Genomic DNA, 22,938 nt, shown 5'->3' on the forward strand with positions numbered 1-22,938 from the left:
CTCATGGCCGCTTCACGGCAGCCACAGTTCAACGGCAAAGCGCAAGTGTTGCATGCCGCGCCATTTGCTGCAGACAGCAACGACCATCCCGACCACGGGCCAGGATCACTCCAATTTCAGAGAGAGAAGAAAGAAATCTCAGCGCTAACTTGGGCGCTTGGCAGCTTCAACCAATGGGTCCGCATGCCTGTGCACCAGCTTCCAGGCATCGCCTTCGCGCCTGAACACTTCCGTCACCCGCAGCTTGTTCGCCACGGGCTCAGGCTCACCCTTCATACGGGCCTGCGCTTTTTGAATGCCCGTCCAGAAGGCAACGGTATCGCCCGCCGCCATGTCAAGAATCTCCAGCTGGGTCGTGCTGCCTGGCTCAAACCGGCCGGCATCCTGCTGGTAGCGCGACCACACTTCCTGCGTGCCCCGCACCACCCCGCCGCCCGGGCTCATAAAGGTGGCCGGTGATTCCTGCGCCACAACACGCCCCAGCGGTGCTGCGTCACCGCTGACATACGCAGCCGCGACGTGCTGCCGCTCTTTCATCAAGGTTTTGAAGTCCTGCTGCTGTTTGCTCATCTTGTCTCTCCTTAAAAGGACAAGCTAAGCCCGCCGCCCGGGCGGCCGCGTAGGACAAGGGATGAGGGGGAAAGCGGAGAAATCGCATCGAAGCGGAGTTTTGGGGAATATTCACCTATGAAATTCACCTGAATACGTGCCTTCTCGCTACCTTGCCCGCAAAACCACCCTAGCTGCGTCGCGACTTCGGGTTCATGATGGTTGTCACAAAATGTTTTTCTTGATCAAGCTTTGCATGGCCTCTCTTGCTTCTACCTGCGCCTCACCAGCATCCCATGCTCGGCAAAGTTGCAGATTTGAAACTTCGACTACGCATTTACGTATGAAGCCCTGTCCCAATATGCGCCAATCGCCAACCCCGATATGAAAGTCCTCGATCTGAAAGGTCCGGGTGTAACACCTTGGCTACGAGAAAAACTTAGAGGCTGGAATATCAGCGAGCTCACTGATATTCAACAGCGAGCTATCGAAGCTGGGGTAGCAGACGGCCACAGTCTGGTCGTAAGCTCCCCAACCTCATCCGGAAAAACACTGGTGGGTGAAATAGCAATGTTGGCGGCGCTAAGAAGCGGCATGAGAACGATATACCTTGTATCTCACAAAGCATTGGCGGATCAAAAGTATCTTGATTTTGTCGCTCGATTTGGTGAAGGTTCCGACGAGCCTCTAACTTCGGTAAGTCTCAATACCRGTGATCGAGCCGAGGGCGACCTTGACGCTCAGTTGATGATTGCAACCTATGAGAAAGCTCTCGGACTTTTTCTGGCGGGACAGTTAAAGCCAAGAAACGCACTGGTAGTTGCAGACGAGTTGCAAATTTTGGCGGAGCCCGGGCGCGGACCTGAGATCGAAGCCCTGTGTTCCGCACTTCGTCAACGAGGTATTAAGCAATTTATTGCTCTCACGGCAACCGTAGAAAACCCGGAGGATCTTGCTGGTTGGATGAAATGTAGCCTAGTCCAAAGTAGCCATCGCGACGTACCGCTCCACCAAGAAATATGGTACGGCGGCAGAGCGTTTCGCACCACTTTCGGTCATTCGGAAGGGCAAGAAATCTCGGGAATCGCCTCAACCTCGAATGAAGTTACTGATGTTGTAAAGCAATTACTCAAGATTAACCGTGGCCCTGTTCTTGTTTTTACCGAGAGTAGGAACGAGGCATCCAATTACGCATCGGCCTTCGAACAAGACCGCCCTCGAGTTGTTGAAGGAATTGCGATTGCAGAACAACTGGACTTCTTTTCTGAGCCTACTGAGTTCTCCGATCAACTGAAGAGCAACGCAGAGCGCGGCGTCACTTTTCACACTGCGGATCTTTCTCCGCAAGAAAGGCAGGTAATAGAAACTGGATTTTCGACCTCGAAGTTTGAGGTTTGCTTTGCAACAACCACATTAGCGGCTGGTGTCAACTTCCCATTCAGGTCGATTGTTTTTCCAAAATTGACGTTTAAATGGGGCGACAGAGCTGGATCAAACCTTCCAAAGTCTGACTATCGAAATATGTCAGGACGAGCTGGAAGACTCGGCATGCACGAAGATGGGTTTGCAGTTCTTCTTCCGCAGAATTTATTGGAACTCACTTATGCAAATTTGCTTGTAAGACCAGAGAATTCCTCGCTAAATTCACAACTAGTAGATCTAAGTCTTCGTAAAACCGTACTGACATTGATTGCATCTGGCTTGGCCAACGATTTTTCGACGGTAATGGCTTTTTTTCAGAATACGCTGTATTGGTACCAGATACTGGATCGAAATCCAACCAAGCTAGCAGCACTCGAAGCCAGCACTAAGGTCGCCGCAGATTGGTTAGTCGGCAATCAACTTCTGTCTAGTGTTGGCGATACCTTGCTAATCACGCCGCTCGGTCGTGGTGCTGCGCTATCCGGCCTTTTACCCAGCACAGCGGTTCAATTTGCTTCTTTGCTGCGAGAGCGGAGTTCAGATCTCAAGAGCGACTTTCAAAAATGGATTCCCGGATTGATCTACGCAGCCTGCGCGAGTGACGAATTTCGCGCAGAGCGCCCTAGCCGGTTCTTTCCGTACTGCAAACCCAGCCATGACTCTGCGGGTTTTTGGGGCGCAAATAGTATCCTGATCCCCTATGAAAGAGCAGACACGCAACTATCGCAGTGCGCACATGCCGTGGTGCTCTATGTTGAAGGCTTAGCCGAACGAAAGATTGCCCACGCAACAAAGCTGCCATCGGGCTCCATCCGACGCTTGGCAGTTGATGTTGCCTGGGTATTAGACGGCTTACACAAACTGGCTAGCGTTCCAGACCTGAACTGCCCCCAAGCGGTAGGAAACCAGATTGCAATGCTCGGCCGTCGTGTGAGATGGGGCGCCCCTGCGGAGCTATTGGACGTAATACGTATTGCCGAGCGCCATGGGGTGCCTGGTTTTGGCCGCCACCGAGCAATGGCCCTTGTCGCACAAGGAATCACAACACTTCACGATGTTCTAGCAACCGCGAAAGACCTACTCGCCCAAATACTTCGGAGTGAACCTAGAGCGCAATCGCTACTTGATGCTGCATCAAGTGCCGCAGGTCACGGGCCTAGTCGACTCGCTACGACACATGCCCGTGTCGCAAAGGAATTAAGAATTGATCAAATAACGGAGGCATGCAACCACAAGCTGGGGGTTGACTATGAGACAGCGATCGTCGAATTTCTTCGAGTGGAAACTAGTTGGATCGTAACGATGTTGGATGATGGCAATAGACAGAATGTGCCCGACATACTTATTCAGTTGGGTGAGCAACAGATACTCCTCGAATGCAAAACCTGCAGCAAGGTGCCCCCCTTAATTAGAAAAGAAGAAGCTTGGGCAGTCTTGCAAAAGGCTGCTGACTTTGATCCCAAAATGCATCGAGTAACGCTTGGAAAACCTGCATTCGACGAAACTTCTAGGAAAAAAGCGAGCGCATCGTATGACATCTCACTGGTGGAACATAGTGCTTTCATGGAGGGCTTGTTGCGAGTGCACTCGGGAACTCTGACACCGACTGAATTTATGACATGGCTTGGCGCGCCCGGTGTTGCAGAAATAGATCGTCTGTTGGGGCGTCCGACGTTCGCCCAACCTTAACGGCACTTAGGAATCAGCACTGCATCGATATCCATCATGAATAAAATCGAGCAACTTCTAGCGAAGGGTTATTTTCCTTCCCAGCTACCACCCCCCTTCCAAACGCTTCTTCTTGCTAAGAATTACAAAAACATATTGACTGAGTGGCGTGCATTAAGCCCCATATCTCCAATCTGCCAAGCCGAAGTATTTAGTGTCGCTAGATCAGGGCATTCGCGAAGACTCACCGCTCTACCAAATCCAATCTCTCAAAGTTTCCTATGCGCGGACATATCCGTACATTGGACAACCTTGAATAGGCACTATAAAAAGAGCAAACTCAGTGTCACGCAACCAAAGTTTGACGCTAGATTCAATCGAGCAGTAAGCGTGCCGTCAATGCATGACTTATACGAACGCAAGATCCTGATGTCTGCCGGATATAAGTTCATGCTGCGTACGGATATTTCCAGATTTTTTCCAACCATCTACACGCACTCAATTCCATGGGCACTGCACACGAAGCCGCTAGCCAAGAAAAATAAATCGAACTACACGCCAGCTTACTTTGGAAATATTCTTGATCGAGCTGTTCGCCAGGGACAATCACAACAGACCATTGGACTACCTATCGGTCCAGATACCTCACACATAATCGCAGAGGCCATTGCAGCAACTATTGATGCAGAGATAAAGAAGACTCTTAAGCGGTGGCCAAGTGGGTTTAGATATGTAGATGACTACTATCTGTTCTTCAATACTCACGCCGAAGCAGACGAAGCACTCTCGTCGATTTCCCGAGCCCTAGGGCAATTTGGGTTGCAGATAAATTTTGAAAAAACACAGATCGCCGCTGTTGAAACAATCGCAGAGGATTTTTGGACCCATCAACTTCGCAATTGTGAAATTTCCACACAAGGGAAAAAGCAGAAATCTGACATTCATTATTTCTTCGATTTTGCAAGCGAATTAGGAAGAAAAAACTCCGACGAGAATGTCATGAAGTATGCATTGAAGCGTATTTCATCAGTGATTATCACGAAGGCAAATTGGGAGTCCTTTGAAGCTCATATCTGCCGGATTGCACTTGCCTCTCCGAATACACTTCAAACCATTTCTGGCATTTTGGCAACCTATTCGCATTACGGTTACCCCCTTAATAAGGAGCGACTATCTCGCGTACTCAATAGAAGTATTGAAGACCACGCAGCCTTAGGTCATCACAGCGAAGTCGCGTGGAGTTTGTGGATGTGTAGAGAGTTGGGACTCGCTATCGGCTCTAAGGCACTATCCGCAGTCTCAGAAATAAAAAGCTCTATTTGTGCACTCATTCTGCTGGATTGGGAGGCAAATAGCGGAATAAAGAAAACCATCAGGAAGATCACTTGGCGCCAGTACGCAAATAGCGATGCGTTAAAAGAAGACCTATGGCTTTTGGCTTATGAAGGCGGAATTAAAAAATGGCTTCAATCTTCAGATACTTATGTGACGACCGATCCATATTTCAAATCCCTTAGCAGTAGAGGCATCTCTTTTTATAACTGCAAAGCAAAATCCGGCCTCTTATTCACACTCAAAGCTGATGTCATCGCGGCACTGGGACTAGCAAAAGAAGACGATCTATTTAATCGCGATGAAGATCTGAGCACATATCTTGAGTTTGAGGACGGTGACGTCGGATACGACGGTGTCATCGCGACCACTGATGAGGATATCGAGAATTTATTCAATGACCTGTTTGCGGGGTAGAGAAGTAAGCGATTTAAGCTGACTTTCTTAGACCTTAAAAAGCAAACCCAGCGCGTCGCACGCTCGACGCGTGCTCCCAAGCCTCCAATGCGTGGCAGCCCACGCATGTGGTCTACCTGGCTCAGCCATCGGGGTTCCGCAAGGGCTAGTTGGGCGCACCAAATGGTAGATTCAGAAAATGCCCAGCCCCGGGCTGAATAAAAACAACCCATGAACAATAAAACCAAGATCGCCCTCGCCGCAGCCGGAGGAACCCTGTTACTGGTGGTGGCCACCGCCATCGTCATTACCCTTGACTCTGACCGTAGCAAGAAAGACGCACCACCGCCGGCGACGGCTCTGGCTGCCGCTCCGCTCGACACCAGCAAAATCCTGACAGGCATGCAGGACCTGCTGGCCAGCTACCGAAAAATCATCGTGCTGTTTGCTGATGAGAAGAAACTGGGTGCGGGTGAGCGGGCCATGGCCAACCAGGTGGGTCAAGGGCTGTTTCATGACAACCGTGCGCGGGTAGCCGAGATTGAAGCGCAGCTGGCGGCGCTGGTGGCTTCTGGCAGTGCGCAGCGCTTTGATGCGATTGCGGGCATTCTGGACTATGTGGAAAGCGACAAAGGCCTCTTTGACGCTGACCGGCTGGCTTTTCGGGAGCTGCTGCGCAGCCTGCAGGCCAGTGTGGCGGCAGACTCGTCATTGCCGGCCATCAAGCTGCACAAGCGCATTGGTGAAGACCTGGACGCGCTGGTTGAAATTGAGCGCAACTACGAAAAAGAGATTCGCCTGGTGTTCGGCCGCTTTGAGCCGCGGGCGATTGACTTGAAGCGCGAGCGCTGGGAAGACTATGTGGCCAGCCTGAAGAAGCGCTACACACGCGAGCAGATTTTGAAAGACTTTGGCGTGGTGATGCCTTACGCGCTGCCCAAGCCCACCACGCGCAAAAGCAAAGACGAAGAAGAGGGCGAGGTGTTTGGCTACAGCCTGCCGCCCAAGACCATCGTGCTGACGTTTGACGACGGCCCGCACGGCGTTTACACGAACGAGATCGCGGCCATCCTGAAGCAGTACAGCGTGCCGGGCATCTTCTTTCAGGTGGGCAGCAACCTGGGCACGGTGGCCGCCGACGGCAAAACCAAACTGGGGCCGCGCGCAGACATCAGCCGCAAGCTGCTGGAAGCCGGCCACACGCTGGCCAACCACAGCATGACGCATGCGCAGCTTTCCAAGCTCAATGGCGCGGGCCTCAGATCAGAAATGCTGGGCACCGATGAATTGCTGAAAGCGGTGGATGCACGGCGTTCGCCGCTCTTTCGCTTTCCGTATGGCGCGCGCAATGACGAAGGGCTGGACGTGCTGTCGGCCGCGCACCTGCGCTCTGTCATGTGGAATATTGACTCGCTCGACTGGGCCGACCCAGTGCCCAGCTCGATTGTGGAACGCGTGCTGAAGTCGGTCGAAAAAGAGGGCCGCGGCATTGTGCTGTTTCATGACATTCATGAACGCACGGTGAAGGCACTGCCGGCCATTCTGGAGCGCCTGGTGGCCGACGGCTACCAGTTTGCGAGCTGGGACGGCAGCGGCTTTACCGTGGCCAAGGGCTCTGGCGTGGCGCCCGCCCCGCAGGCGGCCAACCCGGGCTACAGCGACTCGTGGGCCATTGTGATTGGCATTGACGACTACGCCAGCTGGCCCAAGCTGCAGTACGCGGTGCGTGACGCACGTGCCATTCGCGAAACATTGATTCAGCGTTTTGCCTTTGCTGCCGACCATGTGATTTCTTTGGAAAACCGTGAGGCCACACGCACCGGCATATTGGCCGCCTTTAACGACAAGCTGGCTCACAGCGGCATGAAGAAAAACGACCGGCTGTTCGTGTTCTTTGCCGGGCACGGCGCCACACGGCAGCTGAGCTCGGGCCGCGACCTGGGCTACATCATTCCGGCAGATTCGGACCCGAACAAGATCGCGACGGACGCGGTGCCGATGACGGAGCTGCAGAACATTGCCGAAAGCCTGACGGCCAAGCATGTGCTGTTTGTAATGGACGCCTGCTACAGCGGGCTGGGCCTGACGCGCGGCGCGGGCTCCGGCAACTTCTTGCGTGACAACGCCAAGCGCCTGGGCCGGCAGATGCTGACGGCCGGTGGCGCCGACCAGCTGGTGGCCGACGGCGGGCCGAACGGGCATTCGGTCTTTACCTGGACGCTGCTGCAAGCCATGGGCGGCAAGGCCGACCTGAACGGTGACGGCCTGATCACCGCGACGGAGCTGGCCGCGTATGTGGCGCCGGCCGTGGCGTCGGTGTCGCGGCAGACGCCGGCCTTTGGCAGCCTGCCGGGCTCTGAAGGCGGCGACTTTGTATTTGCGCTGCCGGTAGAGGCCGAGTTTTTGAGCGCGCAGACAAGCCAGCTGTCTGGCGACGCGATTGCACTGAACAGCAAACTCGACGCCACGCGCCCACCCGCTGCAGCACCTACAGCCGGCAGCGATACACCGGTGACGGCACCGCCCACGGCAACCGTGGTGGTCAAAGACCTGCAGGGCGGTGAGCAAAAAATCACCACACCGCTGGCCGTGCCCAGCTCGGCACGGCAACTGGCCCAGCGCGCCAATGACCGCGGCCTGCAGCTCTATAAAGAAAAGCTGTATGCCGAGGCCGAGGCCCAGTTCACCGAAGCACTGAAGCTGCGCCCCGACTTTGCACTGGCTGCCAACAACCTGGGGTTTGTGTATTTCAAGCAAGACAAGTTCAAGGAAGCGGCGCGCTGGTTTGAGAACACCGTGAAGATGGACCCATCACGTGCGATTGCCTACCTGAACCTGGGCGATGCCCATGCGCGGGCAGGCGACGGCGACAAGGCGAAGAAGGCCTTTCGCAATTACCTGGAGCTGGCACCGAACGGGCCGGGCGCAGCCCATGCGAAACAAGAGCTTGAGAAGGCCTGAAGCTACTTGAAGCAGGCTGGAGTAGCCTGGCGCGATTTGGCGATACTCTGCCTATGACTTCCACTTCCCCAGCCGCTCACGCAGTTTCCCGCCTGCGCACCGCGCGGCTGGCGCGCGCCTCCAAACCATTCCTGGCCCGCGGCGGCCCGCGCAATGTGCGCTGCGCCGGTTGCCGCCTGATGCCCAGCCACTGCATGTGCGCCCTGCGCCCTGTTGTGCCCACGCGCGCGGGTGTGTGCCTCATCATGGCCGACATCGAGGCGCTGAAACCCAGCAACACGGGCTGGCTGATTGCCGATGTGGTGGCGGACACGTTTGCGTTTGAATGGGCGCGCACCGAAGTAGACCCTGCACTGCTGGCGCTGCTGGCCGACCCGCAGTGGCAGCCCTACCTGGTGTTTCCGGGCGAGTTTGTGGCGGCTGAGCGAGTGGTGGCTGATGTGTTGCCTGCCGACTCATCGGGTGACAGGAATACGAAGCGCCCGCTGTTTGTATTGCTGGACGCGACCTGGCCCGAGGCACGCAAGATGTTTCGCAAGAGCCCCTACCTCAACCACCTGCCGGTGCTGAGTTTGCAGAGCGAACAGCTCTCCCGCTACAAGCTGCGCCGCTCGCAACGCGACACGCACTTCTGCACGTCTGAAGTGGCGGCCCTGTGCCTGGAGCTGGCCGGTGAAACGCATGCGGCGCAAACGCTGGAGGCTTACCTGGATGTGTTTACCAACCGCTATTTGAAAGCCAAGCAGCAGCAGCCGCTGGATCTGGAAGATGCGGCGCATGCGCAATTGCGCAAGCTGGCACACCCCTGTTGAATAAATGGCACACCCCTGTTGGGGCTCACTGCGTGTAGCCCCCTCTCCCCTTGCAGGGGACGGGCGCCTTGCGGCCGGCAAAGCCGGACCGCGGCCCCGCTGGTGAAAACCGTACTTCGCTGTCGTCGTCGGATTGCTACTAAATCAATAGCTGCTTGCGCAGTTCCTCATTGGTCTGCGGGCATATTTAATGCCTGAAATGCATCAAACTGACTGCTCTCGTCGCCAGGCAACTGCCGCACACCGAAGCCCTGTTATTTCTGTGCCTGCTGGCGCAAAATGCATCTCCTTCGAAAGGAGTCATGCGATGCGGAACGAAACCTCCCGAACGATTTTCTGGCTGCCCACGTGGAACAGCGCCTGTGACAGCGTGGGGCTGGAGCACCTGCTTTTGACGCACGACACGGCCGACAGCGTGGTGCTTGCCATCGATGAAGACAGTGAGCCTTTTCGCCTGGTGTACAGGCTCCACTGGGGCGACGACTGGCAGCTTCGCAGTGCCGACTTCTCTTTGGCAAAAGGGGGCGCCAGCCGGTCCTTGAGTTTGCGCACGGACGGCAAGGGCAACTGGCAAGACGGCGAAGGCCGCAGCCTTGCCGATCTGGACGGATGCATGGATATCGACATCTGGCCGACGCCCTTCACCAACAGCTTTCCGGTTCGCCGTGAACCAATGGGTATTGGAGAGCGACGCACGTTTCGCATGGCCTGGGTTTGCGGACCAGACCTTACCGTCCGGCCGCAAGCACAGGCCTACACGCGCATGAAAGACCGGCTGTACCTTTTCGAGAACCTCGATGGCAGCGGTTTCAAGGCGGAACTGCCGGTGGATGAAGACGGCATCGTGCTGGACTACCCTGAGCTGTTCCGGCGGGTGCAGGTTTGAGGCGGGGCTCTGCACCGTGATCCGCCATATAGTCCACACTGTCAAACCAGCACAGCATTACCGGCACTCCCCATGAACCAACCTGGCTACCTGCGCAAAAGGCCTTCCCCGTCTGACGAAAGCGAAGGCTTGCTGTGGCGGCTGGTGGCTGCGCTGGTGGCGATTCCGATTTTTGAGATCTCGCTTTACCTGGGCCTGTACCTGATTCTTTCGCCGCGCAGCCTGAGCTACCTTTTCATGGCCATCCCCTTGTGGATGCATGGCGTGTACGCCGGCACGGCCGCGCTGGTGGGTTTGCTGTTTGGCTTTAACGGCATCACCTGGCTGCTGGGCCACCTCTTCATGACGCACCATGAAAACGAACGCAACCGGCTGGTAACGGCGCTGCTGTGGGGCGGGCTGGCGGGGCTGGCGTTTGTGGCTTCGCGCTTTGTGCCTTAGTGCCTTGGTCCGCGTGCTGACATCTGCTTGCATTGAGCCCGGCGCAACCATGCTGCCGCTGCAATACAGTCACTTCCTTCTTCACCTTCTGGATACCCATGCGCCCTAGCTCCCGGCCCCTTTTTGGCACCATGCTTGCCACCTTCGCCCTCACCCTGCTGCCGCTGGCCGGCGCGCAGGCTGTTACCCCGGCTGAACAGCCGTATGTCGGTGGCTACACCCAAGGCTCGGTCGATTCGCGTGCGCAGCTGATGCTGCTGGACGACAACACGTTTTGTTTTAGTTTCATGGGCGGCTCGCTCGACATGCTGGCCGGCGGGCGCTGGAAGGCCGAAGGCAACGGCGTGCGCCTGCAGGAAGTACGGCAAAACGGCTCCGTCTTCCCCGTCTTTGGCAGGGCGGTGCTGCCTGAGAAAGGGCCCGTGGAGTTTGACTTTCATGGCCATTCGCTCTCGCGCGCGGTGTCGGTCGCGTTTGCCACGGGCACCGATGAGGCCTTGCCCACCAGCCTGCGCCGGCTCTTCAAGGACGGCCACAACGGCTGGTCTTCCAGCTACAAGCTGCCGCCCATGCCGGCGGCGCAGGTGCGCTACTTTTATATCGCCGACGCGGAAGTGGATGCCAACGGCCAGCCCAAACAGCTGCGCGTGGTGCAGTACCGGCGCGGCGACGCGAACACGCTGCGCGTAGGCTACAACCCGGCGTTTGGCAACCCGCCGCTGAACCAGCTTGCCACGCTGAAAGATGGTGAAGTGCTGCATGTCGACGGCAGCCGCTTTGGCCCGCGCAAGGAGCTGCCGGAAAAAGCCCTGGAAAGAATACGCTCGGCCTGCATACGGCCCGCGCTGGCTGAGCCCAAGCGCCCCAGCGAAGAAGAAGCCGCGGAGATAGCGGCCGGACGCGCGACGTCCGTGAAACAGCCGCCGCTGGTGCCGGTGAAAACTTTCTATCTGCCGCTGACGGCCCTGCAGGGCGCGCCTTACTTTTCTGAAGACAAATAGGCCGATGATTTGCCGGGGTGGCTGCCGGAGCGGTCACCCGTTGCTCCTGAATTAATAGCTGCTCGCGCACGTTTTTATTGGGCTGCAGGCATATTTGATGCCTGAAAATGCTCTACAGGAGTGTTTTTCAGGCACCCGGGACCCGCCGCGCACCGAAGCCCTGTTATTTATACCGGCGCAGCCAGGGCACCCGCTGTAATACATTCATTGGCTTCAACCTCCACCGGACTCACTGCCCATGCGCTCCATCTCCCAGCCTCTTGGTACCGCGCTTGCTGCCTTCGCCCTCACCTTGCTGCCGATGGCCGGCGCGCAGGCGCTGACCGCGGCTGAAAAGCCTTATGTGGGTGGCTACACGCAGGGCTCTGTTGATTCGCGTGCGCAGCTGATGCTGCTGGACGACAACACCTTTTGCTTTACCTTCATGGGCGGCTCGCTCGACATGCTGGCCGGCGGGCGCTGGAAGGCCGAAGGCAACGGCGTGCGCCTGCAGGAAGTTCGGCAGAACGGCGCGATCTTCCCCGCCTACGGCAAGCAGGTGCCCGAGCAGAAAGAGACTGTGGCGTTTGACTTTCACGGCTATTCGCTTTCGAACGCAACGTCTGCCGTGTTTGCCACTTCCGGCAACGACGCGCTGCCCACCACGCTACGCCCGCTGTTCAAGGAAGACCAGAGCAACTGGTCTGACAGCTACAAGCTGCCGCCCCTGCCGGTGGCGCAGGTGCGCTACTTTTATATAGGCGACGTGGAGGTGGACGCCAACCGCCAGCCCAAACGGCTGCGCGTGGTGCAGTACCGCCGCGGCGATGCAAACACGCTGGCCGTGGGCTACGACCAGGCGTTTGGCAACCCGCCGCTGAACCTGTCTGCCACGCTGAAGGGCGACGTGCTGCACGTGGACGGCAGCCGCTTTGGCAAACACGACGAGCTGCCGGGCGAAATCCTTGAAGGCATACGCGCAGCCTGCATACGGCCGGCGCTGGTGCCCGGCGCCAAACGCCCGGCGGAAGAAGGCAGCGAAGAAGAAGCCCAGGACAAAGTCGCCGCGGCCCTGGGCAAGGTGGTGGTGCGCAATGCGCCGCTGGTGCCGGTAAAGACTTTCTATCTGCCGCTGACGGCCATGCAGGGCGCGCCGTACTTTCCCGGCACGGAGAAGTAAGACAAGTCACGCTGGCTGCCGGGGTGGCCGCGCACCGCTACTAAATTCATAGCTGCTCGCGCAGGTTCTGCTTGGGCTGCAGCCACTTTTGGCGCCTGAAAAGGTCAAAAAGCAGGCCAAATTGCCTCTTTGGCACTACTTGAACCGCTCGACCACAAAATCCACAAAGCTGCGCAGCTTGGGCGAGCGGTAGCGGTCGGGCAGGTAGAGGATGCTCATCGGCCGGGTGGCGAGTTCATGATTAGGGAAAAGCTGGACCAGGCGGCCGGCCCGGACATCGTCCTCGAGCAGAATCGCCGGCTGCAGCACGATGCCCATGCCGTGCAAGGCCGCCACCCGCAGCGCCTGCCCCTGATTGACCTGCAGGCGGCCCGAGACAGGCACGCGGCAGATGTGCTCTTGATCCTCCAGGCGCCAGTGCGCCGCGGCGGTGGGAGAAAAAGCCAGGCACTCATGCTGGCTCAAGTCGTCAGGCCGGGCCGGTGTGCCCCGGCTCGCCAGGTAGGCGGGAGACGCGCAGATCATCAGCCGGTAGGGCGCCAGCGGCCTGGCGATGAGCGCTGAATCGGGCACGGGGCCCACGCGGATGGCCGCCTCGAACCCTTCTTCGAGCAAATCCGTCACGCGGTCGCTCAACACCACATCAATACTGACCTGCGGATAGCGCTCCAGGTAGTCCGACAGGGCGGGCATCAAGGCTTCGGTGCCGAAGGAGACGGGCGCGGTGACGCGCAACTTGCCGGCCGGCGCCAGCTGCAGGTTCTGCGCCTGCGCATCGGTTTCGGCCACCAGCCGCAGGATTTCCTTGCAGCGGACGTAGTAGTCCTCACCAAATGCGGTGAGGTTCTGGCGCCGGGTGGTGCGGTTGAGCAGTTGCATGCCCAGGCGCTTTTCCAGCGTGCGCAGGTGGTTGCCGGCCATGGTCGCGGAAATATCGCAGGCCGTGGCAGCCGCGCTGAGGCTGCCTTTTTCGACGGCCAGAACATACACCTTCATGCTGTCGAGCAGATCCATTTCACACTCTCACTTTTAAATGAATCAATTAAATCGCCGTTTATCTCTGATTGATTCTAAATAACACTGTGCTTTCCTTCATTTCAGACACAAAGACCATGAAAGCCATCCAGCTCACCGCACCCTCCCTCACCGCGTTCCGCCCCACCGAGCTGCCCGACCCGAAGGCTGGCCCGGGCGAGGTGCTGGTGCGCCTGCGCGCCGCTTCGCTGAATTTTCTGGACGTGGCCATTGCCACGGGCAACTTCCCGGGCCCAGCCTTTCCCATGGTTCCGGTGGCGGACGGCGCGGGCGAAGTGGCCGCGCTGGGTGAAGGCGTTGAGGCCACGGGTCTTAACCTGGCCGTTGGCGACCGGGTGATTCCGCACTTCATGCCGAACTGGCAGGGCGGGGGCATCACGCCGCGCAACGTGGCAGCGATGCGCGGCGTGACGCTGCCTGGCTCGCTGGCCGACTACGTGGTGGTGCCGGCCATCAGCCTGGTCGCGCTGCCGGCGCACCTGGATTTTGTGCAAGGCGCGGCGCTGCCGATTGCCGGCACGACGGCCTGGAACGCCGTGCGCTCAGCCACGCTGCGCCCCGGCTCGGTGGTGGTGTTGCTGGGAACAGGCGGCGTGAGCATTTTTGCCCTGCAGTTCGCCAAGGCCTCGGGCGCGACGGTGATCATTGCGTCGTCGTCGGACGAAAAGCTGGAGCGCGCTCGCCAGCTGGGCGCGGACCACCTCATTAACTATCGCGCCACACCCGCCTGGGACGAGCAGGTGCTGAAGCTCACCAAAGGGCGCGGCGCAGACCTGGTGGTGGAGACGGTGGGCGGGGCCAGCTTCACGCGTTCCATCAACGCAGCGGCCATGGGCGGCACGATATTCACGGTTGGCTTTGTCGGCGGCACGGCAGCCTCGATTGACCTGCTGCCCATCATCGTGAAGGCCTTGCGCATCGTGGGCAACAACACGGGATCGGTGGCCAACCTGGCCGAAGCGACACGCGCCATTGCCGCGCACCGCATCGTGCCCGTCATCGACCGCGTGTTTGACATTGCCGACACCGCCGCCGCGTATGCCGAACTCAGTACCGGCGGGCGGCACTTCGGCAAGATTGCGATTGCGCATTGAGGTGTATTGAATTGGGGCACGCAGCCTGTTGGGGAAAAATACCCAACAGGCGTATTTACCTGTCAATAAAAACTCCTGCGTTGAAGAATCAACAGGCACTGCCGCGGTCAGCCTTTCAACTGAACCATGGGGTGCAACGGCGCACAGGGCGTGCAAACGCTACGCCTTGCCTATGTAAAACAACGAGGAGGATTCATGAAACTGAAAATAAAGCACGTTGGACTGTGGGCGTCTTTCGCCTGCCTGATGGTCACCCATGCAGCGCGGGCGGATTGCACAGACGTCATTGCACTTTCCAGGACCACCACTGAAGTCGTGCAGAGCCAGTCTTCGATAGAAAGCCACGCAAAAAACTTCTGCAGCGAATACAAGAAGGGCACCAGCTCTTCCAAGTCAGCAAGCTATGGCGCCAGCTACAAGCTGCTGTCCGCCTCCATGAGCAAATCGGGCAGCTCCCAGGAAGAAGTGGCCAGCAAATACTGCTCGGCCGACAGCAGCTTTTCCTCGCGGGACGACGCCTATAAAACCTATTCCGAATCGATTTCACCAGACGCCTACAGAGCCTATGAATCGTGCATCGCTTTGTCAAAGCGCGCCATTTTTGTGAACCTGGATCCGTCCAGCATGCTGCCAACGGAATTCAGTATGGCGGTGTCGTATAAACCGGATTCGGCGGTCAGCGCCAAGCTGCGCTACACGGCCTCCAAGGACGTGAAATGCAGCTGGAGTTCCAGCACGGACAAGGTGGCAACCTTGACGGGTGCGTCCAGTACCTTGCTTGAATGCAGCCGCGACGCACCGGGCAAGGCTTCGTACGTGGGGCTGATTGACGAGAACAGCGGGGCTGCCAGCAACTTCAACCTGGTCTGGCCGGCCTATACCGACACAGGTGTTCCGGTCAATCTGGTCGTGAATCTGAAAAGGCAAGTTGAAGAGTCCAGGGAGCGAATGGAGGCGGTCACCACCTCACTGAACACCTCCGTCGTGGCCTTTAACGCCGAGCGCTGCCCTTCCGGCTGGGACGAGTACCCGCTTGCGTATGGCCGCGTCATCCGCGGCGTCGACAAGTCGGGCGCCAAAGTTGACCCGGACGGCCTGCGGGCACCTGGCACCATTCAGGCAGATGCCTATGCCTCGCATGCCCACACCTACCAGCGCATGACCGGCGTCATCAACGGCACAGGTGCCAGAACACATATGGGCAACTCGGCACCGGCGTACGCGGCAAGCGAATCAAGCACCAGTGGCGGCACTGAAACACGCGCGAAGAACGTCGCACTTCTTTATTGCACCAGGAAGTAGCTGCTTTCCGGCAGGCAAATCGCTATTAATTTAGTAGCTGCCCGCGCTCGTTCCCATTGGCTTACAGGCCATTTTGATATGCAAAACGGCCTCAAACAGCCTGCCGACACCTTTGAAAATCAAACTGCGGCGCGCTGCAGCTGAGTACCGCGGTGACAGGCGCGGCCGGCCAGGTGGCGGCCAGCTCGGCAGCGAGGGTGCTGATGAGGCGGCGCACGTCGTCTGCCGCCGTGGCGTGCAGGGCTTCGGCCACGATGAGGACGCTGTGCGTGGCGGCGCTGACGGCCGAGAGACCGCTTTGCCGGTGGGTCCAGCGGCGGGCGTGGGCTGAGGGCGGCTGGGCGGCGTCGGCAAAGATGACTTCATGCGGTTCGGGGTGCTCTGCTTCGCCGCTGAAGGCCTGGTAGCTTTCGGCGCCGGTGGCATAGCGCACCTCCAGCTGCTGCGCCACCCGGGCTGTGTCAAACACGGCGACGGGAATGGCGAACGCAATCGACACGGCGTTGCACAGGTCAACCAGCGGGTGCAGCTGCGGCAGCGAACCTTCCTTGCGGAAGCGGCGCAGCAGTGATTCAGATGCGCAGCGGTATTGCGTGGGCTTGAGGCCCATTTTTGAAAAGGTACGGCGCCAGGCCTGCACTTCGGGCAGCTCGCCTTCAGCGTTCGTGGCCAGACGGGCGGCAGCGATGGCGTTGAAGCGGGCAACCTGGGCTGAGACGTCTGCATCAGCTGTGATGCCCGTAGCGGCCAGCACGCCGGGCACCAGCTCAGGATAGTCGGCCCAGATGGCCGGGGAATGGCGGAAGAACATGCGCGACGGCCTTCTTTAAAAAGTGAAACAGCGGCCAGCATGCCGCCGCGCACGCCGGCCGTCTTGAACGTTATTGCAATGGGGTTTTATTCATGGCCTGCTGCCACGCGCCGGGCGTAAAGCCAAACTGGCGGGCAAACAGCCGCGTCATGTGGCTCTGGTCGGCAAAGCCGCAGGCGGCAGCCACTTGCGCCAGCCCGGCGCCGCCGCGGATCAGGCCGCGCGCACGCTCTGCACGCTGCTGCAGCAGCCAGGCGTGGGGCGTGAGGCCAAAAGCTTTTTCAAACCGGCGCAGAAGCTGGAACTTGCTGAGGCCGGCCGTGTGTGCCAGCTCCGTCAACGTGGGCGGGGCGAGCAGGTCTGCGGCCAGGTGGTCGCGGGCACGGAGCAGCTCGGGCGAAGAAGGTGAGTTGGACGGTAAAGCCTGCGACTGCGTGACAGGTGAGACGGCATGGCGGTGCAACAGGGCACAAGCGCGGACCAGCGACTCTTCACACGCGAGGGCATCTGCGCCGCTGCGCCCCGCACCGGCGTCCCAGCGCTGCAGACGGCCGAGCAGGTGTTGCAGCGCGCTGCGAAGGCGGGCGTCTTGCGCGACGGGGCGCGTGAGTTCGATGTCAGTGGACAGCGAGGTCTCTGGCGCATCGGCCACCAGGGTCGCGATGACCGCGGGCTCAAAGTACAGCATGCGCCAGCGACGCGAAGGGCCGCCCAGCGGCCGGCCGTCATGCACCTCACCGGGGTTGCACATGATGACGTCGCCCGCGTAGGCATCGACCGGGCCGCGGCCACTGGCCGAGCTTTGCGCCCTGCTCCATCAGCCCTACGCCATACACCGCATGCCAGTGGCGGCCGAAGTGGCGCGCGCTTTCCATCTGCGTGGCGTAGATGCCCGCCCACGGCGAACCGAAGACACGGCCCTGGTGGGCGGATGATGCAGATGTGGAGGGCATGGGCGTCATGATGCCTCGGGAATTCGCGACGCACCAGCCCTCCTGGCGCACTCTCAAGACGGCACCCTGGTATCAGGGCTCCGCGGCTTTTGAAGCGGTGGTATTCAGGTGGCAGGCCGAGATTTGCGACGGCGCGACTTCGACCAGGGCCGGCCGGACTTCCCGGCAAATGGGCATGACATGCGGACACCGGGGGTGAAACGCGCATCCGCTCGGAACATTCATGGGGCTCGGCATTTCGCCCGCAATGGGCCTGTACGTCAGCGGTTTCGCGTCCATACGCGGCGCGTCGGCAATGAGTGCCTTTGTGTAGGGATGGTTGGGTTGGCTGAAGAGCGTCTCTGTTTTGGCCAGCTCCACAATGCGGCCAAGGTACATGATCGCCACCCGGTCGGCCAGATATTCCACCACCGCCAGGTTGTGGCTGATGAACAGGTAGGCAAGGTTCTGCTCGCGCCTGAGCTTCTGGAAAAGATTGAGAACCTGCGCCTGGATGGACACGTCAAGCGCCGAAACGGCCTCATCGCAGACGACAAGCGACGGCTTCAGGGCCAGCGCCCTTGCGATGGCGATTCGCTGGCGCTGCCCACCTGAGAACTGGTGCGGATAGCGTTCGCCGTAACTGGCGTCAAGACCCACCTGTTCCAGGAGGCCCCGCACAAAGGGGGCCTTGTCCTTTGCGGAAATCAGCCCGTGATAGATCGCCGCCTCGCTGAGGAGCTGGTCAACACGCAGCCTCGGATTGAGCGAGCCATAGGGGTTTTGAAAGACCATCTGGACGTTTCGATGGACATCCGAAAGATAGGGCTTGCCTGGCACCTGGTGAACCACAACGTCGCCGCTGGACGGTTCCAGAATGCCCGCGACGATTCGCCCGAAGGTTGATTTGCCGCAGCCCGACTCACCCACCAGGCCGACCACCTCCCCCGCCTCGATCTGCAGGCTGACGTCACTCACCGCGGACACCTGTTTGGGTGTCTTGCGGGCCAGCTTCAATGTGTGCGCCAGCTGCCCGCTCCAGGTTTGCGCGGCACCAAACCGTTTCGAGACATTGGCCGCTTCAAGTATCGTGGTCATGAATTGTTTGTCGTATAGGGGTGAAAGCAAAGAAACTCCCGGTCTTCTGTCCGGGTCAGGCCGGGCATCTTTGTGCACGCTTGCGTTGCCCGGCTGCAGCGGGGCGCGAACGCGCAACCGGACGGCAGATTGAGCAAGGGCGGCGTACTTCCGGGAATGGGCTTGAGCAGGGAACCGCGATCCTGTGACTTGGGCAATGAGTCGATCAAACCGCGGGTGTAAGGATGTCTTGGCGACCTGATCACGTCTGCGACCGCGCCTTTCTCGACGATCCGGCCGGCATACATCACGCACACGTAGTCGGCGAGGTCTTTCACCACGCTCAGGTCGTGCGTGATCCACACCAGTCCCGTTCCGCGCTCTTTTGTCAGCTTGCGGATCTGGTAAAGAATCTGCGCCTGGATTGTGACGTCGAGGGCGGTGGTCGGCTCGTCGGCGATGATCACGGCCGGCTCGTTGACGATGGCATTTGCAATGGCGATTCGCTGGCGCATGCCACCCGACAGCTCATGCGGATAGGCGCGCATCCTTTCGGCCGGCGCCGGGATTCCCACCGCTGCCAACGCGGCGCATGCCCGCTCCGTGGCATCTGACCGTGATACTTTGGCGTGAATCCGGATGGTTTCCGTCAACTGGTCTCCCACACGGATGACAGGGTTGAGTGACATCATGGGGTCCTGGAAAACCATCGCCATCTCTTTGCCCCGAATCCTGTTCCATTCACGCGCGGAGACGGAGCGCAGGTTATTCCCCCGCAGGAGAATTTCACCGGCAACGATTCGACCGGGAGGATCCACCAGGTTCATCAAAGACATCGCCGTCACGGACTTCCCCGATCCCGACTCGCCCACCAGGGCAACGATTTGCCCTTGCCCGACCGAGAAGGAAACGTCGTTTACCGCCCTGGCGACACCGGCCTTGGTCTCGAAATGGGTCGTGAGCCCATTGACCTTTAACGCACTTGTGCTCATACCTGATCCAGCTTGGGGTTGAAAACAACACGCAGACGATCACCGATCAGGTTGATCGACCCCACCAGGAGCACCAGTGCCAGCCCCGGATAGACCGAGATCCAGTACTTGTTCGTGAGCATGTACTCGAAGCCATTGGCAATCAGCAACCCCAGCGAGGGTTCTGTCTGGGGAAGCCCTATGCCCAGGAAGCTCATCGTTGCCTCCAGGCTGATGGCGTGAGCCGTCTGCAGGGTGCCGGTGACGATCAGCGTTCCCATGCAGTTCGGCAGCACGTGCCTGAACATGATTCGCCTGGGCGGCAGGCCTTGACCCATCGCGGCCTCCACATACTCTTTTTGTTGCTCCACCAGCGCGGCCCCGCGCACATTTCGTGCGTAGTACGCCCATTGAACAATGATCAGGGCCAGCAGGGTCTTGTCTACGCCCTGGCCCAGCGATGCCAAAAGTACCAACGCGATCAGGATGGCCGGCAGGCTCAGCTGCAAGTCAACGATTCGCATGAAGAACGAATCCACACGCCCGCCAAAGTAGGCGGCCGTCAGGCCCACTGTTGTTCCGATACAAAGCGCGGCCAATGCACTCAAAAGGCCGACAGCCATGCTGATGCGAAGCCCATAGAAGATTGCACTGAGCAGATCCCGTCCGGCGCCATCGGTGCCGAGGATATGCAGCATCCCGCTCACTTCGCTGCGCGCACCCGGAACGAGTTCGGCGTCCACTATGGAGACGGAGGCCAGGTCGTACGGGTTCTGCGGTGAGAAAAATGGCGCGCCCAGTGCCACGATGAGCAGCAGCCCAAAGACGACAAGCGCTGCGAACGCAATCTTGCTCAGCAGGAATTGGCGCCGGATCCGGCTCCATGGGGTTTGCGCCGGCTGCGGCGCCGGCTGGGCCGCCAGCTTTTCTTCCGGATTCAATGATTCGGTCTGGATCATGGGGTCACCTCATTTTTATTTGCTGCGGGCTCTGAGCCGGGGATCAAGAATCACGTACAGGAGATCGACCAGAAGGTTGATGGAGACCACCAGAAGAACGGTGACCATCAGGTAGGCCACGACAACCGGCCTGTCGAGATGGAGGATCGAGTCAATGATGAGTTTGCCCATGCCCGGCCATGCAAAGACCGACTCGGTCACCACAGAGAAAGCGATGAGGTGACCGAACTCGAGCCCGACGGCGGTGACAACGGGGATCATCACATTCGGGGCAATGTGTCTCGCCAGGAGCCTTAACCCGGACACGCCTTTGGCGCGCGCAAACCGCACGTATTCCTGTTGCACCACATCGCGGGTTCCGGTCTCCGTCAGGCGGATCACCATGGCGATCTGGAATATCGCAAGCGTCGTTGCCGGAAGGATCATGTGCTTGAGGCCGTCCCACGTCAGGAAGCTGAAGGCGATGCCGAAGAGCTGTTCGGTGTCGCCTCGCCCGCCCGACGGAAGCCATCCGAGGTTCACGGAAAAGATGAGGATGAGGATGAGCCCCTTCCAGAACGTGGGAATGGTGACCCCCGCGATTGAAAATCCGGCAATGAGCTTGTGAACCCAGGAGTCCGGCATCAGGCCCGCGACGAGCCCGAGAGGAATACCGATGGCCAGCGCCAGTATCAGCGCGACAAACGCCATCTCCAGGGTTGCGGGCATGCGCTCCAGGACAATTCCCAGCGCCGGCCGGTTGAAGACAAACGATTTGCCAAGGTCTCCCTGGACCGCGTGTTTCACAAACAGCGCGTATTGCTCGTAGATCGGCCGGTCCAGCCCCAGGCTGCGCGCCGCGGCCTCTACTTCTTCGGTAGAAGCATTCGGGCTGACAAGCAGGTGTATGGGATCGCCAATGAGGTGAATCCCCGTAAATGCGATGGCAGACATCAGCGCAACGACGACCAGGCTGTCGCGCATTCGCTGGAATATGGGCCCAAACATCAGATTGCGTCCTTATCACTGGCCGCGACAAGGGCCAACCCCTCATATCGCACGCCGCTTCGCTCGAGCCCGCGGCCTCCACCCGGGGAAGCCGCAACAGGCCCCCTATTGCACGTCACTTTCATCAAAAACTCCAGTCAGCGGGAGGCCTCCCGCCGATACGTCACGTTCGCACAACTGCTCGCAATTTAGAGGCCAACCAGTGCCCTTGCCAGCTTTCACCTTGTGCATTCGCGGCAACAGCGCCACGAAATTTCTTGACAGTCATCACCGCTTCATGATCTAGTTGTAACGCTGTTTGATACAGTGTATCGCTAGTCAATACAAAAAAGCAAGCGAGTTTTCAGGATTTATGACGGTCGGCGAGGAGGGAAGCAGGAAAGACCTGGGCGAATTTCGCCCGTGAACACCCATGCGGCGGCGAATGATTCGCCGCCATTTACAAAACTTTTCAGGAGTGAGAAATGAAATTGAAGATAGCCTGCCTGGCTGCGATTGGCGCCGGCGCAATAACCGCAATAGCCCCCGTCGCCGCGCTGGCGCAAAGCACGGTGACGATTTACGGGAGGATGGACACGAGCTTTGAGAACTCCAAGACCGGCTCTGTCACTCAGACTTTGATCACGGGCAACGCGTCCCGGTTCGGAGCCAAGGGGACCGAGGACCTGGGCGGAGGGCTGAAAGCACTCTTTGGCCTTGAGATGGGAATCTCCTCCGACACCGGGGCTTCCAGCTCACCCGTCTACCGCAACTCTTATGTCGGCATCAGCGGCGACTTCGGTGTGGTCAACATCGGCCGCATCGACTCGGCCGCGCCCAGCCGCACGCCGATCTATGCGATCCTGGGCCGCAACGTGGAATACGTCATCCACGATGCCGGCGCCACCGCGATTGGCACCTCCATCTTCAACGCGCGCACACGTGTCTCGAACGCCATCGGCTACGCCAGCCCGGTGATCAGCAACTTTGTTTTCCGGGCCGGCCATTACTTCAACGGTGAAGGCCTGCCGGAAACCCCGGCCGGCCCGGTCCGCTTTGAGAGCGATTACAAGCAGACCGACGTCTCGCTGAGCTACGGTGAAGGCGGCGGCCCGCTGGGCCTGGGCGTCGGCTACGGGACGGACAGCAAACGCGGGGGTGCCT

At 59.1% G+C, this 22,938-nt stretch carries 18 protein-coding genes and 1 pseudogene; 11 read left to right on the forward strand and 8 right to left on the reverse strand.

The features are described 5' to 3' along the window. Positions 1 to 144: 144 nt before the first annotated feature. Positions 145 to 570: a YybH family protein gene (locus tag AC1D11_RS18430; RefSeq protein ID WP_477648752.1), complete on the reverse strand. Its 426-nt coding sequence runs from the start codon at positions 568 to 570 to the stop codon at positions 145 to 147. Between the two features lie 363 nt (positions 571 to 933). On the opposite strand from AC1D11_RS18430, the gene AC1D11_RS18435 reads away from it, so the two are divergent. The 8 genes from AC1D11_RS18435 to AC1D11_RS18470 all read left to right on the forward strand — a co-directional run bounded on the left by AC1D11_RS18435 (position 934) and on the right by AC1D11_RS18470 (position 12,627). Continuing rightward, positions 934 to 3,660, forward strand: coding sequence for a DEAD/DEAH box helicase (locus tag AC1D11_RS18435; protein ID WP_477651473.1), 2,727 nt, complete (start codon positions 934 to 936; stop codon positions 3,658 to 3,660). A 36-nt stretch (positions 3,661 to 3,696) separates the two neighbouring features. Next, positions 3,697 to 5,388: an RNA-directed DNA polymerase gene (locus AC1D11_RS18440; RefSeq protein ID WP_477651474.1), complete on the forward strand. Its 1,692-nt coding sequence runs from the start codon at positions 3,697 to 3,699 to the stop codon at positions 5,386 to 5,388. 210 nt (positions 5,389 to 5,598) lie between these two features. Next, positions 5,599 to 8,328, forward strand: a complete 2,730-nt coding sequence (locus AC1D11_RS18445) for a polysaccharide deacetylase family protein (RefSeq protein WP_477651475.1) — start codon at positions 5,599 to 5,601, stop codon at positions 8,326 to 8,328. 53 nt (positions 8,329 to 8,381) lie between these two features. Continuing rightward, positions 8,382 to 9,140, forward strand: coding sequence for a tRNA-uridine aminocarboxypropyltransferase (locus tag AC1D11_RS18450; protein WP_477649474.1), 759 nt, complete (start codon positions 8,382 to 8,384; stop codon positions 9,138 to 9,140). Between the two features lie 307 nt (positions 9,141 to 9,447). Continuing rightward, positions 9,448 to 10,026 (forward strand): putative glycolipid-binding domain-containing protein, encoded by a 579-nt coding sequence (locus AC1D11_RS18455; RefSeq protein WP_477649475.1) that lies wholly within the window; start codon positions 9,448 to 9,450, stop codon positions 10,024 to 10,026. 72 nt (positions 10,027 to 10,098) lie between these two features. Next, positions 10,099 to 10,467 carry a hypothetical protein gene (locus AC1D11_RS18460; RefSeq protein ID WP_477649476.1) on the forward strand — a complete coding sequence of 123 codons (369 nt, stop codon included), beginning with the start codon at positions 10,099 to 10,101 and terminating at the stop codon, positions 10,465 to 10,467. A 98-nt stretch (positions 10,468 to 10,565) separates the two neighbouring features. Continuing rightward, positions 10,566 to 11,468 carry a hypothetical protein gene (locus tag AC1D11_RS18465; RefSeq protein ID WP_477649477.1) on the forward strand — a complete coding sequence of 301 codons (903 nt, stop codon included), beginning with the start codon at positions 10,566 to 10,568 and terminating at the stop codon, positions 11,466 to 11,468. Between the two features lie 238 nt (positions 11,469 to 11,706). Continuing rightward, positions 11,707 to 12,627 (forward strand): hypothetical protein, encoded by a 921-nt coding sequence (locus AC1D11_RS18470; protein WP_477649478.1) that lies wholly within the window; start codon positions 11,707 to 11,709, stop codon positions 12,625 to 12,627. Positions 12,628 to 12,762: 135 nt separating this feature from the next. Here AC1D11_RS18470 and AC1D11_RS18475 read toward each other — a convergent pair whose 3' ends face one another. Further along, positions 12,763 to 13,641, reverse strand: a complete 879-nt coding sequence (locus AC1D11_RS18475) for a LysR family transcriptional regulator (RefSeq protein ID WP_477649479.1) — start codon at positions 13,639 to 13,641, stop codon at positions 12,763 to 12,765. 98 nt (positions 13,642 to 13,739) lie between these two features. Here AC1D11_RS18475 and AC1D11_RS18480 point away from each other — a divergent pair, with 98 nt between their 5' ends. Together AC1D11_RS18480 and AC1D11_RS18485 are read left to right on the forward strand one after the other, a co-directional pair. Next, positions 13,740 to 14,756, forward strand: a complete 1,017-nt coding sequence (locus AC1D11_RS18480; protein ID WP_477649480.1) for a zinc-dependent alcohol dehydrogenase family protein — start codon at positions 13,740 to 13,742, stop codon at positions 14,754 to 14,756. Between the two features lie 195 nt (positions 14,757 to 14,951). Beyond that, positions 14,952 to 16,058: a hypothetical protein gene (locus tag AC1D11_RS18485; protein ID WP_477649481.1), complete on the forward strand. Its 1,107-nt coding sequence runs from the start codon at positions 14,952 to 14,954 to the stop codon at positions 16,056 to 16,058. 91 nt (positions 16,059 to 16,149) lie between these two features. Here AC1D11_RS18485 and AC1D11_RS18490 read toward each other — a convergent pair whose 3' ends face one another. From AC1D11_RS18490 to AC1D11_RS18515, 6 genes and pseudogenes are all read right to left on the reverse strand, one after another. Beyond that, complete coding sequence (locus AC1D11_RS18490) at positions 16,150 to 16,869, reverse strand: B3/B4 domain-containing protein (protein ID WP_477649482.1); 720 nt, start codon at positions 16,867 to 16,869, stop codon at positions 16,150 to 16,152. 70 nt (positions 16,870 to 16,939) lie between these two features. After that, positions 16,940 to 17,822: pseudogene (locus AC1D11_RS18495) on the reverse strand (AraC family transcriptional regulator). 72 nt (positions 17,823 to 17,894) lie between these two features. Next, a complete protein-coding gene (locus AC1D11_RS18500) occupies positions 17,895 to 18,899 on the reverse strand; it encodes an ABC transporter ATP-binding protein (protein WP_477649483.1) in 1,005 nt (334 codons plus the stop codon). Then, complete coding sequence (locus AC1D11_RS18505; protein ID WP_477649484.1) at positions 18,896 to 19,870, reverse strand: ABC transporter ATP-binding protein; 975 nt, start codon at positions 19,868 to 19,870, stop codon at positions 18,896 to 18,898. The genes AC1D11_RS18500 and AC1D11_RS18505 overlap by 4 nt, the downstream gene beginning before the upstream one ends. Continuing rightward, positions 19,867 to 20,808: an ABC transporter permease gene (locus AC1D11_RS18510; protein WP_477649485.1), complete on the reverse strand. Its 942-nt coding sequence runs from the start codon at positions 20,806 to 20,808 to the stop codon at positions 19,867 to 19,869. Before AC1D11_RS18510 ends, AC1D11_RS18505 begins: the two co-directional genes overlap by 4 nt. A 15-nt stretch (positions 20,809 to 20,823) precedes the next feature. Next, positions 20,824 to 21,795, reverse strand: coding sequence for an ABC transporter permease (locus tag AC1D11_RS18515; RefSeq protein WP_477651382.1), 972 nt, complete (start codon positions 21,793 to 21,795; stop codon positions 20,824 to 20,826). Positions 21,796 to 22,259: 464 nt separating this feature from the next. On the opposite strand from AC1D11_RS18515, the gene AC1D11_RS18520 reads away from it, so the two are divergent. Next, a partial coding sequence (locus AC1D11_RS18520; protein WP_477651476.1) for a porin occupies positions 22,260 to 22,938 on the forward strand: 679 nt, incomplete at its 3' end.

It is taken from the genome of Polaromonas sp. P1_E11 (assembly GCF_056405995.1).

Bases quoted from the DNA above. Each gene is read 5' to 3' on its own strand.
- AC1D11_RS18430 (WP_477648752.1), bottom strand. From the start codon at position 570: ATGAGCAAACAGCAGCAGGACTTCAAAACCTTGATGAAAGAGCGGCAG.
- AC1D11_RS18440 (WP_477651474.1), top strand. From the start codon at position 3,697: ATGAATAAAATCGAGCAACTTCTAGCGAAGGGTTATTTTCCTTCCCAG.
- AC1D11_RS18445 (WP_477651475.1), top strand. From the start codon at position 5,599: ATGAACAATAAAACCAAGATCGCCCTCGCCGCAGCCGGAGGAACCCTG.
- AC1D11_RS18450 (WP_477649474.1), top strand. From the start codon at position 8,382: ATGACTTCCACTTCCCCAGCCGCTCACGCAGTTTCCCGCCTGCGCACC.
- AC1D11_RS18455 (WP_477649475.1), top strand. From the start codon at position 9,448: ATGCGGAACGAAACCTCCCGAACGATTTTCTGGCTGCCCACGTGGAAC.
- AC1D11_RS18460 (WP_477649476.1), top strand. From the start codon at position 10,099: ATGAACCAACCTGGCTACCTGCGCAAAAGGCCTTCCCCGTCTGACGAA.
- AC1D11_RS18465 (WP_477649477.1), top strand. From the start codon at position 10,566: ATGCGCCCTAGCTCCCGGCCCCTTTTTGGCACCATGCTTGCCACCTTC.
- AC1D11_RS18470 (WP_477649478.1), top strand. From the start codon at position 11,707: ATGCGCTCCATCTCCCAGCCTCTTGGTACCGCGCTTGCTGCCTTCGCC.
- AC1D11_RS18475 (WP_477649479.1), bottom strand. From the start codon at position 13,641: ATGGATCTGCTCGACAGCATGAAGGTGTATGTTCTGGCCGTCGAAAAA.
- AC1D11_RS18480 (WP_477649480.1), top strand. From the start codon at position 13,740: ATGAAAGCCATCCAGCTCACCGCACCCTCCCTCACCGCGTTCCGCCCC.
- AC1D11_RS18485 (WP_477649481.1), top strand. From the start codon at position 14,952: ATGAAACTGAAAATAAAGCACGTTGGACTGTGGGCGTCTTTCGCCTGC.
- AC1D11_RS18490 (WP_477649482.1), bottom strand. From the start codon at position 16,869: ATGTTCTTCCGCCATTCCCCGGCCATCTGGGCCGACTATCCTGAGCTG.
- AC1D11_RS18500 (WP_477649483.1), bottom strand. From the start codon at position 18,899: ATGACCACGATACTTGAAGCGGCCAATGTCTCGAAACGGTTTGGTGCC.
- AC1D11_RS18505 (WP_477649484.1), bottom strand. From the start codon at position 19,870: ATGAGCACAAGTGCGTTAAAGGTCAATGGGCTCACGACCCATTTCGAG.
- AC1D11_RS18510 (WP_477649485.1), bottom strand. From the start codon at position 20,808: ATGATCCAGACCGAATCATTGAATCCGGAAGAAAAGCTGGCGGCCCAG.
- AC1D11_RS18515 (WP_477651382.1), bottom strand. From the start codon at position 21,795: ATGTTTGGGCCCATATTCCAGCGAATGCGCGACAGCCTGGTCGTCGTT.